The organism is Sporosarcina gallistercoris (assembly GCF_050459885.1).
GTDB lineage: Bacteria > Bacillota > Bacilli > Bacillales_A > Planococcaceae > Sporosarcina > Sporosarcina gallistercoris_A.
In genome coordinates this window covers 82,923-93,557 of the sequence record NZ_JBCMNO010000002.1, presented here as the reverse complement: position 1 = coordinate 93,557, position 10,635 = coordinate 82,923, and the positions used below count along the sequence as shown (strand labels likewise).

Genomic DNA, 10,635 nt, shown 5'->3' with positions numbered 1-10,635 from the left:
GGAAACGAGCGGGTTCCTCCCCGAAACGAGCGGGTTACAGCGGGAATCCGAATTCAAAAACTCCCATCCCTAAATGCGCAGCGCAGCGGAGCACACCAATCAGGATTGGTTTGGACATTAGGGAAGGATTGGTCGCGAGCTTGCATACGCGTAGGAGTAGGTGAATTACCGCGGGATGAGCGGGTTCCGCGTGGAAACGAGCGGGTTCCTCCTCGAAACGGGCGGGTTCAGCGCGGAAACGAGCGGGTTCCTCCTCGAAACGGGCGGGTTCAGCGCGGAAACGAGCGGGTTCCTCCTCGAAATGAGCGGGTTCCGCGTGGAAACGAGCGGGTTCGTCCTCGGAACGGTCGGGTTCAGCGTGGAAACGAGCGGGTTCCTCCTCGAAACGAGCGGGTTCAGCGTGGAAACGAGCGGGTTCCTCCTCGGAACGAGCGGGTTCAGCGCGGAAACGAGCGGGTTTCTCCCCGGAACGGGCGGGTTACAGCGGAAACCCGAATACCCATACTCCCATCCCTAAATGCGCAGCGCAGCGGAGCACACCAATCAGGATTGGTTTGGACATTAGGGAAGGATTGGTCGCGAGCTTGCATACGCGTAGGAGTAGGTGAATTACCGCCGGAACGGGCGTGTTGTCCCGCGGGATGAGCGGGTTCCTCCCCGAAACGGGCGGGTCCCCACACGTATAACTTAGTACTGACATCGAGAAAGGAGAGAAGTAAAATGAAGCGAAGCAAAACTGAACGGATGACGTTATGGATCATGGCGTTTGCACTTATCGTATTTGTGGAAGCTGGTTTGTTTGGGAACGGGAACGTCATCTTCTTCTTTCTCGGTGCCATTGCCTTATACTTCGGCCTGCAGCGTCGCTCCAAATGGCTGGTCATCACAGGCGGGATATTTATCGTGATCGCTTTGCTCTCATTGTGGAGTTTGCGTTTGCTCATATTCGGTTTGCTGCTCTATCTTGTTGTCCGCTTATGGAAAGGTACACCTGCCGAAGAAATTATGCGGCCTCTGAAAGAAACGACGCGCGAAACACAGAATGGTATTTGGAAAGACCGTCTTTTTTCCAGCCAGTCGACCCCCTTCACTTCTTATGAATGGCAAGACATCCACGTGCAGGGGATTGTCGGTGATTTCTACATCGATGTGACAGACACGGTTCTGCCCAAGCAGACCTCACTCATCTCCATCCGGCAAGGATTTGGTCGTGTGAAAATCGAGTTGCCTTACGATCTTCCTGTCCGAATCCATTGCTCCGCTTTGTTCGGTGAATGTCGTCTGTTCGACTTAACGCCAAAGCGTTTGTTGAACGAATCCATCCATATGAAAGATGGATACGACCGATCGATTGGCGAAGAAGCTGAACTGATCATTTCACTATCCGTCCGATTCGGGGATGTCGAGGTGATTCGGAAATGACCGGACTCTTTTGGCGAGGGATTCTCCTATCAACCCTATTCATCACAGTCTGTGCCGGTGGATTATTTTACATCATCGAATACACTCCATCCTTCGAATGGCAACACCTGTACAATGAGAATTTACTCGAAGTACCAATCGGCATTTGGCTGCTCGTGCTCCCGATCACTATCGGATGGTTATTTTCATTCTGGATGTACAGCATTGCGCGCTCAAAGGAAAAGACGATTGAACGGACACTCAACCAACTTGCAGAAGAAGGATTCACTTCTTCGAACAAAAACATCTCGCGCAAACTGAATCGTACAATCGCTTCCGTATCAGAAGTATTGGAGACACAAAAACGGAGTTTGCAGCGTATTACTGATCAACGGGCAGAGGACCAAGATCAGATCATCCAAGAACGGCTGATAGAAGAACGTCAACGTCTTGCACGTGAACTTCATGACTCCGTCTCTCAGCAATTGTTCGCAGCCTCCATGCTATTGTCGTCCCTAACAGAAAGACCCGAAGAAACAGCACTTCAAAAACCACTGCTCCAAGTGGAACGGATGGTGCAACAAGCTCAACTGGAGATGCGTGCATTACTCCTCCATTTGCGCCCAGCAGTCCTCAATAGCAAGTCCCTAAAAGAAGGACTTGAAGAATTGCTGACCGAACTTAGGGAAAAAGTGACGTTCACAATTCGATTCAGACTCGAGGACGTCCCCCTTTCCAAAGGTGCAGAAGATCACTTATTCCGCATTGCACAGGAAACGCTTTCGAACACCCTCCGTCATGCACAGGCTACGGAGGTCGATGTTGTGTGCATCGAACGTGATGGTCTGGTGATTTTCCGAGTACAGGACAATGGGATTGGATTCAGTGAATCTGGCGGAAAAGGTGGGTCATACGGTCTTCAGAACGTCAAAGAGCGTGCAGTTGAAATCGGGGGCGTATGCAAAATTGTATCCGTCCCTTCGCAAGGAACGATTGTCGAAGTGAAATTACCGATTCGGACAGAGGAGGAAGAAGCCGATGATACGCGTACTACTCGCAGATGATCATGAAATGGTTCGCATTGGTGTATCTGCTTATCTAGGGACTCAGCCAGATATGGTAGTTGTCGGAGAAGCGGTCAATGGCGGAGAAGCCGTTGAAAAAGCTCTTGAATTGCGGCCCGACATCATATTGATGGACATGGTCATGCCGATCATGACTGGAGCAGAAGCAACAAAAGCAATCATCCAACAATGGCCTGAAGCGAGAATCATCGTCGTCACAAGTTTCTTGGATGACGATAAAGTCTATCCAGCGCTTGAAGCCGGGGCAGCTAGTTACATTTTGAAAACATCCAATGCCAAAAGAATAGCCCAAGCAATTCGTGAAACTGTACAAGGCCAAACGGTCTTGGAGCCCGAAGTGACGGTCAAAATGATGGCAAAAATGCGGGGTGGCGGATCTGATCAACCTCTTCACGAAGAGTTGACGCAGCGTGAGCTCGAGACCTTGTTGCTCCTCGCTCAAGGGAAGTCCAATCAGGAAATCGCAGATGAGTTGTTCATTTCCTTGAAAACCGTTAAGACCCACGTCAGTAATGTACTTTCAAAACTGGAAGTACAGGACCGTACTCAAGCGGTCATCTATGCCTTTCACCATAAATTGGTCCAATGAAAAACGCGCAGCCGGGGATTTTCCCGACTGCGCGTTTTTACGTAGTTAAAGATTGTGATCATCTTTTGGCTTCTGGTTGTTCCACTGCTCGTGTGCTTCTTTGTTGAAGCGACTGCGTTGCTCGTGGTCACCATATGGATACTCTTCACCTGGTTCCACTTCGTTATACCCCGTATCTGCATCACTTTCTGTGAATGTGATCGGATCATTCCCTCCGAAGTTTTCAGCTGGCGGGACTTCATTCACATCAGAATGGATAGGTCCTCTTAAGCCGGATTCAGGATTTCCAGGAATGTTGTCAGAAGGTGGAATCGGTGGAGCTTGGTCAGTTGCTTGTTTCATCTGTTGTTTTTCTTGTTGCATCTGAGCTTTTGTTGTATACATTCCATCTTTCGCCTGTTGCTTCGCTTGCTCAGCATCTCGCTTCATTTCCTCTTTTTGCTGTTCCCAACTTTCTTTGGAAACATCCGCATCTTGTAAGCTCGACTCCATTTTAGACAAGTAGCGGGATGCATGATCACGTCCTCCAAGTCCGAATGCAAGACCGAACGCAAGTGCAACGCCACCCAAGATCAGGATGAATGCAGCGTTGATGATTGCTGGTGCAATCCCAAGCTGGCTAAGTGCCATGAAGAATGCAAACGCCAAAATTGCATATTTTGCAACATAGCGGAGAATGTGCGGATCCCCTTGCTTCGTCTGCATCACACTTCCGATGAACTTCTCAGCAAGGTTCGCTAGCCAGAATCCGACTGCAAGGATAAGCACAGCAGCAAGAACCATTGGCAAGTAAGCGAAAATTGCAGTTGCTAACGTCACCATGAACGCTAATTGTACAATTTGAAGCGCTTCTACAACAAACAATAGAATGACTACGATTTGCACAATTGTCCCAATGACGGCGGATACAGTGAAACTGCCCGTACGAGCGTTTGACTTCACACCCATCTTATTCGACAGGGAGTCCACGCCGAGATTGGCAAGTAACGTTTCCACAACGCCTTTAATCCATTTCGCGACATACACACCTACGAGTACCAAGGCAATCGCGACGATGATTTTAGGGAGCATGACCATGATGTTATTTAACATTGCAATGGCAGGCTGGGAAATCCCTTCCAAGTCCAGTACTTCAAGTGCTGAAATCGTTACGGGAATCAAAATCAGAACGAATACGATGGTTCCGATCACTTTTGAAATGCTCGTCCCTTTCACAGCAGAAGACACTTTCAATTTATCCGCAATCTTGTCTGTCCCGATCGATTCAAGCAACTTCGTCACAATCATGCGGACAATTTTAGCAATCAGGATACCCACTACAAAAACGAGTGCCGCTCCGACAAGTTTAGGGATGAATGCCACAAACCCTGTTAACAAGTTCTCAAACGGACCGCTTACGCCGCTTAACCCTAGTGCATTCAATACAGCCGGGATGAACAGAAGTAAAATCAAATAGAAGGCAACGTTCGCAGCAGTTGAAATCCATTGGGCTTTATCTACCGACTCTGCAGATCCTCCCAATTTAGAAACATATTTGTGGACATTCACTTTGTGTCCAACAGACAAAATCAGTTTTTTCACGACCGTTGCAAGCACCCACGCCAGCAATAGGATAAGGCCGGCTTTCAGGATACCGAGCACTGCACCACTAAGTCCTGCAAATACATCCAGGAACGGTGAAGAAATGGTATTGAGGTTCATCATATTAAAGAAGATGAGGATGGTAAGCAGTAAAATACCGAAGAAGACAATCTTGCCGGCGATCCGATCGGCACTCCATTTCTGGTGCTGCATGTTCAGTCTTTCATTCATGCGCCCTTTTTTCATGGCTTTGACAACTGCACCTTCTGCAACTTTAGCAATAATAACACCAATGATGAGTACGATAATGCCTAACAGCAGGTCAGGTAGCCAGCTAAAAAGGTTTGAATAGTACGGGTCTCTGAACATTGAAATCCTCCATTCCAGTAAATAGTCTAGTCATCTATTCCTACAAATGGAGATTGGTAAACCTCTTAGTCTTAAACTTCCAAGAGAAATAATCCCCTTTTAATCGTACAGAAAAACCAGCTGACTGGATGTGTCAGCTGGCTTATGTGTTCCGTTTGGATTCGTTCCATTCCGTGTGAGCTTTTTCGTTGTGGTTCCGTTCTGAGGGGTTCTCTTCATTTTCCGTATATGCAGATGGATCATGCTCCGCAGTTTTGTCTTTTTCATTTTCCCGGAATTCGTGCGTGAAATTCGAGTCGGCAGGATCTGATAACGGCAGCTCATCTGTAGGACCAGCCGGCTTTCCTTGTTTCGGCACTTTAGGCTCTACATCTTCCTTATTTGGATACTTTCCGTCTTTAATAGTCATTCCAATCACTCCCTATCCACTTAGATATATACCTCTAGTTATCCTTATATATTTCCCTTAACCCTCAAACTTTAAACCAAAAAGAGACCTCAGGGAACGGCACTCCCTCAAGTCTCAGCAAATTAGCTAACGTAACTTAAATAAATTTTCAACCTACCGCCATGAATCACATTAACTTGTAGTACATTTAGCAATGCAAGTAATCAATCATTTTCTCTTTAATAACTATTATTTTGCCCTTTATCACTTATTAGTTTAGTAGCTACATTCATATCCAATCTATTGTTTTCTGTTTTTGCTGAAAATACTACAAGCGGTTCGGAACCTATAACGCGTTGTGCGTCCCAAACCATCCCATCAAACTTATTATACGAGCTGTCTGCCTGTACTAATCGTTTAGATCGCTCCGTCAACTGCACTTGCAGCCCCGTGAAGAGATTCCCGGAACTTTCATTTGGAATGGTAATGGATCCTAAGATGTGGATCCCTATCACACAATCATCTATCGTCATATTTCCAAAACGATTCGCATTAATCCAACTATATGTCCCAGCTCCTGGATTCTCAGCTTTTAGTTGGATGGCTGTTTTAAAGCCCACTATTGAGATGTTTTCAAACTGAACAAAGCTAATATTGTGCCATTTACCTTTAGCATAAAGGGAAAGACCCGTGCCCTTGTTGCTTTTACTTTTATTAATGATTGTCATATTTTCAACTCGAGTTTTATTCGAAGCATCGTACTGATCGTTACCTTTTAGAAAAATAACTTCTGATTGAAAGACTGGATCCATTATTTGAATCGTTCCATTCCTAATTACCGAATCCTTTTCAACCGTCAATACTCGATAGTTCCCTTTAACCGCTAGGACAGAATTCGTTCCAAACTCTAATTCCACTCCTTTTTTAACGGTAAAGCCAGACTTGATTGTATATACTTTATTGGCTCTCAACTTTACTTTCTCTTTCTTTTGTGAAGCACAAAAGTCGATAGCCTGCTGAATTGCCTTTGAGTAATCTTCTGTTTGACCGCTCTCATTTGTTATGAAGTCTTCTACCGCAACCGTGTCTTCCTGTTGACTTAGGTTATTTTGTACCACATGTGCACTCCCCCATATCTCGGTGTTCAACATTAAATAAAGAACAATGGTGATGTTGATGACAAAGATAGCCATATATCGAATTCGTACATTTTTAATTTTCATTGAATCATCTGCTTTCCTAGCTCACAACTACACTACAATGCGCCACCACCTCATCCCATTTCATGTATATGCGAAATATATCTTCTTCTATAAGCTTAGAACCCGATTGAACTTCAATAAATTCTAAATCTGTCATTGCCTTTATACCGTGCTCTGCTTCTATTGGAATTTGAATTACATCTCCCGCCTTCACGGAATACAGTTTGCCATTAAGCGCAAACTCCCCAGTTCCTTTAATGATTGTCCAAACTTCCTGTCGATAGCTGTGTTTCTGATAGCTAATATTTTTAGAGGACTTTACACAAATACGCTTTGTTAATACCTCTGCCCCATCTTTCACCTTCATATGATCGAGTACGCGATACCAACCCCACCGTCGTTCTTCATACATGGGTCTTCTATTCACGCCATCCAAAAGCTCTTTAACTCGCGGACTTTCACTTTTTTTTGATACCAGAATACCATCGGGGCTTGCTGCGATAATTAGATCTTTTACACCGATTGCTGCAATAGGAATATCCAACTCGTTAATTAAGTGCGTGTTTGTGGAATTTGTAGTCATTACACAATTACCAATTTTATTTGTAGACATTTCTTCAGTTAGCGTGTTCCATGTACCAAGGTCTTTCCAATCCCCTTCATAAGGAATAGCAATTACCTTTTTTGCCTTTTCTACAACTTCATAATCAAACGAACGATTAGGCAGAAGCGAATACTGGTTGTATAGTTCCTCATATACGATTGGCAATCCCCGTTCTTCAAGGATTGAAAGAATATATTCCAACTTAAACGCAAACACTCCTGTATTCCACAAAGCGTGCTGCTCTATTAAATGTGCTGCTTGCTGGTGAGTCGGCTTTTCCTTAAAGTGACTGACCTCTAAATAGCCTAGATGATTACAGTCTTTTTTAGGAGTTAGATAGCCATATTTTTCTGACGGAAATGTCGGCTTTTTCCCTATTAACGCAAGATCTGCGTTGGAGTGATTTAGTGCACCTTCCAAACCACCTACTCTTAAAAAAAAGCTTTCTTCGACATACGGATCCACAGGAAGTACTGCAACAACTTCCTGTGACCCAATCCCTTTGACAGAATATAAATAGACTGCAGCTAGGGCGATAGCCGAAAAAGTATCTCTTCTTTCCGGTTCAATACTAAGTGGAATATCGGAACCAATTTGATTTTGAATTGCATCTACCTGGGACTTACTTGTAGCAATCATTGTAGATTGTTGCAGACCCGCCTTATCCAGCTGTCTCCACACCCTTTGTACCATCGATTCCATCAGACCCTCATCATCAGCAAGCACTTGCAGAAATTGTTTTGATCTTGACTCATTTGATAATGGCCACAAGCGCTTTCCAGATCCACCAGATAGTAAAATTAGTTCCAATTCTGATTCTCCTATTCACTTTTTTTAAGGTGTTTACGAGGCTGTATATGCTGCAATTAATTGATCAGTCACTTTTTTCTGTGAGAAATGCTCCGACACAAAATCGCTCGCCTTCACAGTTACAGTTTCCGCCAATTCATGGTCGTGCAAAAGTCGTTCAATCTGCGTTACAAATTCGTCATTATGTTCGCAAACAAAGGCCTCTTCCTGATGTGTAAAACCAATTCCTGAATTGGTTATCGTACTCATAACAATCGGACAGCCAAGACCTGCTGCTTCCAAGATTTTGTTTTGCTGGCCAGCACCGAAACGCAGAGGGCAAACATATACAGACGCCTTCCATTGCCACGGTCTAATATCTTCTACAAATCCCGTTACGACAACGCCTGGGATCTTGTGCAATTTTTTTATGTCAGCTGCAGGATTGGCCCCTACTAGCCAGCACTCCAAATCAGGGATTTTTGCTTTAAGTGGAAGGTAAATCTCTTTCACAAGTCTTTTCGCTGCGTCTACATTCGGGGCATAGTTCATCGTTCCAGTGAATACTAAAGCATTCTTTCTGTTTTCCATAGGATTCCGGTAAAAGTAGGACAAGTCTATATAATTTGGAACTACATCTACTTCACTGACCCGTCTTGAATGAAGATACTCCTTATCTGCCGGAGAGGTGATAATGGCTTTGGAACTTTGTGTTTTTATGAACATTTCATACTTTTTCATTCTCCCCAGTTCTCCCCCAACGACCAGCTTTTCGAATGGATTTTTTGACCGCCGGTATCTTCTTTCCAAATTCAGGCTGATTGCATCAATATAGTCCACAATCAATTTCGAATTCGGAATGGTTAATAAAGGGAAATTATGAAGCATTTTTGATTGAACATGTATGATGTCATAATGCGTTTTACTTAAAATCCGTTCAAGGAGCACGTTTAAAATAGGAAATGAAGCGAGCGATACACTTAATGGATATTTTTTAAGGAAAAAGCTTCTTATTATTGAGAAATTGTTGTTTTTTGCTTTCATCTTGAACTTTTCTTCATTCGAACCATTCATTAAAGAAGCAGCACAGCACCAGTATGCTTCGTCATTTTCTTGATATAGATAGTGAACGGTATGTCCTTTACCCAATAAACTTCTTATTTGCTGAAACGCTCTCACTTGATCTCCTTTTCCAGGAACTTTCGGCTTTCGATGAGTAATAAATAAGATATCCATGTACTATCCCCTTTTATAAACTTGAAGCCTGATTATGACCGAGTAATTGTAATAATTTCTTTTTTCTTCTGTTTTTCTAGTTCTTCCACCCCTCCTGCTTGCCCTCGCTGTAAGAGTATTTGAATAGTCTGCAGTACAATTTTAATATCACTTCCAAGTGAATAGTTTCGAATATAGAACAAGTCAAATCTCAGCTTATCTTCAGGAGTAGTTGCGTACTTTGCCATTACTTGCGCTAGTCCTGTTAATCCTGGTTTCACAGTCATCCTGTAAGAGTATTCCGCCATTTCTCGTTGGAATTGATCACAAAAAAACTTTCTCTCAGGCCGTGGTCCAACCAGGCTCATCTCCCCTTTCACGACATTGTACAATTGTGGTAACTCGTCCAGTCGTGTAGCACGCATCCATTTACCAATAGGGGTTATTCTTGAATCACGCGCTGTCGCCAACACTGGTCCTGTCTCTTTTTCCGCATCTTGAACCATGCTTCTGAATTTATAAATCAGATAGGGCTGCCCGTTTATTCCAAGACGTTCTTGCTTGAACAATGCCGGACCTTTAGACGTTAATCGGATTAACATCCATAAACTGATCATTACCGGACTAGTGCCCACCACCAATAAAAAGGAACCAACTACGTCAAAAGTACGTTTTAATACTCGTTTGACAATGGTAGATTTCACCACCGGAATGGAAAGAACAAGCATATCATCCACTTGCTGCTGAGTGGATCCTTGTATAAACACTTCAAAGAACTGGGGAACAATCAGTATTTCCTTTTCATACTTCACACATAAACTAACGAGTCGCGTTCTTTGTTTTTCATCGACCAAAGGGCTAATCAGTACTACATCGACTTCTTGCAAAGAATTTTCCAGTTTTTTTTTTCCACTTGCTAGAAACAAACCAGTGACGATATACCAACCTTTATGATGTGAAAGAAACTTGTCAGCTAGTGCGATTCCACTGGTTTCATCATTAGCGACAATCAGCACCTTTTTCTGCCCATGAAGGCCCTTGACTATTTGCCAAAAAATGAAGCGACTGCCTATCAAAAGAATGACATGAATCAAACTAGCGGTTAAAACGACTTCGAGTGAAAGATATTGCATAGGATAATAAATGCCGCCCAAAACCGATAGAAGTGCAACAATGGTTATAGAAAATAGGATTATATAGATCAACGGGGTAAATCCTTTTCGCTTCAAATCCAAATAAAATCCGAAGAGATACAAAACACAGCACGTCAACGCTGCTATATACGTTACTGATTGAGCATTATCTAAAGGAGAGGCAGCACTATTCAAAAATAAAGAAGCAGTAAAGTAACCTAAATGAATTAACGCAATATCGAATAACACAAGTGACATTTTTCCAGTTCGCCTTTCGCT

10 protein-coding genes are annotated in these 10,635 nt (G+C 43.7%); 4 read left to right on the top strand and 6 right to left on the bottom strand.

The features are described from left to right. The first annotated feature begins 160 nt into the window (after positions 1 to 160). The 4 genes from ABE021_RS00975 to ABE021_RS00960 all read left to right on the top strand — a co-directional run bounded on the left by ABE021_RS00975 (position 161) and on the right by ABE021_RS00960 (position 3,075). Complete coding sequence (locus ABE021_RS00975; RefSeq protein WP_430286292.1) at positions 161 to 517, top strand: hypothetical protein; 357 nt, start codon at positions 161 to 163, stop codon at positions 515 to 517. 203 nt (positions 518 to 720) lie between these two features. After that, entirely contained in the window at positions 721 to 1,422 is a 702-nt protein-coding gene (gene liaF, locus ABE021_RS00970) for a cell wall-active antibiotics response protein LiaF (RefSeq protein ID WP_430286291.1), read from the top strand. Next, entirely contained in the window at positions 1,419 to 2,465 is a 1,047-nt protein-coding gene (locus tag ABE021_RS00965) for a sensor histidine kinase (protein ID WP_430286290.1), read from the top strand. The genes liaF and ABE021_RS00965 overlap by 4 nt, the downstream gene beginning before the upstream one ends. Continuing rightward, positions 2,440 to 3,075: a response regulator gene (locus tag ABE021_RS00960; protein WP_430286289.1), complete on the top strand. Its 636-nt coding sequence runs from the start codon at positions 2,440 to 2,442 to the stop codon at positions 3,073 to 3,075. Before ABE021_RS00965 ends, ABE021_RS00960 begins: the two co-directional genes overlap by 26 nt. 45 nt (positions 3,076 to 3,120) lie before the next feature. Here ABE021_RS00960 and ABE021_RS00955 read toward each other — a convergent pair whose 3' ends face one another. The 6 genes from ABE021_RS00955 to ABE021_RS00930 all read right to left on the bottom strand — a co-directional run bounded on the left by ABE021_RS00955 (position 3,121) and on the right by ABE021_RS00930 (position 10,614). Next, a complete protein-coding gene (locus tag ABE021_RS00955; protein WP_430286288.1) occupies positions 3,121 to 5,025 on the bottom strand; it encodes a mechanosensitive ion channel in 1,905 nt (634 codons plus the stop codon). Positions 5,026 to 5,167: 142 nt separating this feature from the next. Continuing rightward, a complete protein-coding gene (locus ABE021_RS00950; RefSeq protein WP_430286287.1) occupies positions 5,168 to 5,434 on the bottom strand; it encodes a hypothetical protein in 267 nt (88 codons plus the stop codon). Positions 5,435 to 5,652: 218 nt separating this feature from the next. Continuing rightward, on the bottom strand, positions 5,653 to 6,636 hold the full coding sequence (locus ABE021_RS00945; protein ID WP_430286286.1) for a hypothetical protein: 984 nt from the start codon (positions 6,634 to 6,636) through the stop codon (positions 5,653 to 5,655). 16 nt (positions 6,637 to 6,652) lie between these two features. Continuing rightward, positions 6,653 to 8,029, bottom strand: a complete 1,377-nt coding sequence (locus ABE021_RS00940; RefSeq protein WP_430286285.1) for a sugar phosphate nucleotidyltransferase — start codon at positions 8,027 to 8,029, stop codon at positions 6,653 to 6,655. A 33-nt stretch (positions 8,030 to 8,062) separates the two neighbouring features. Next, positions 8,063 to 9,244, bottom strand: a complete 1,182-nt coding sequence (locus ABE021_RS00935; RefSeq protein ID WP_430286284.1) for a glycosyltransferase — start codon at positions 9,242 to 9,244, stop codon at positions 8,063 to 8,065. 32 nt (positions 9,245 to 9,276) lie between these two features. After that, positions 9,277 to 10,614, bottom strand: a complete 1,338-nt coding sequence (locus ABE021_RS00930; protein WP_430286283.1) for a sugar transferase — start codon at positions 10,612 to 10,614, stop codon at positions 9,277 to 9,279. Positions 10,615 to 10,635: the final 21 nt, after the last annotated feature.

Excerpts from the sequence above, each read along its gene's own strand:
- liaF (WP_430286291.1), top strand. The coding sequence starts at position 721 with ATGAAGCGAAGCAAAACTGAACGGATGACGTTATGGATCATGGCGTTT.
- ABE021_RS00930 (WP_430286283.1), bottom strand. The coding sequence starts at position 10,614 with ATGTCACTTGTGTTATTCGATATTGCGTTAATTCATTTAGGTTACTTT.
- ABE021_RS00965 (WP_430286290.1), top strand. The coding sequence starts at position 1,419 with ATGACCGGACTCTTTTGGCGAGGGATTCTCCTATCAACCCTATTCATC.
- ABE021_RS00945 (WP_430286286.1), bottom strand. The coding sequence starts at position 6,636 with ATGAAAATTAAAAATGTACGAATTCGATATATGGCTATCTTTGTCATC.
- ABE021_RS00935 (WP_430286284.1), bottom strand. The coding sequence starts at position 9,244 with ATGGATATCTTATTTATTACTCATCGAAAGCCGAAAGTTCCTGGAAAA.
- ABE021_RS00950 (WP_430286287.1), bottom strand. The coding sequence starts at position 5,434 with ATGACTATTAAAGACGGAAAGTATCCAAATAAGGAAGATGTAGAGCCT.
- ABE021_RS00960 (WP_430286289.1), top strand. The coding sequence starts at position 2,440 with ATGATACGCGTACTACTCGCAGATGATCATGAAATGGTTCGCATTGGT.
- ABE021_RS00955 (WP_430286288.1), bottom strand. The coding sequence starts at position 5,025 with ATGTTCAGAGACCCGTACTATTCAAACCTTTTTAGCTGGCTACCTGAC.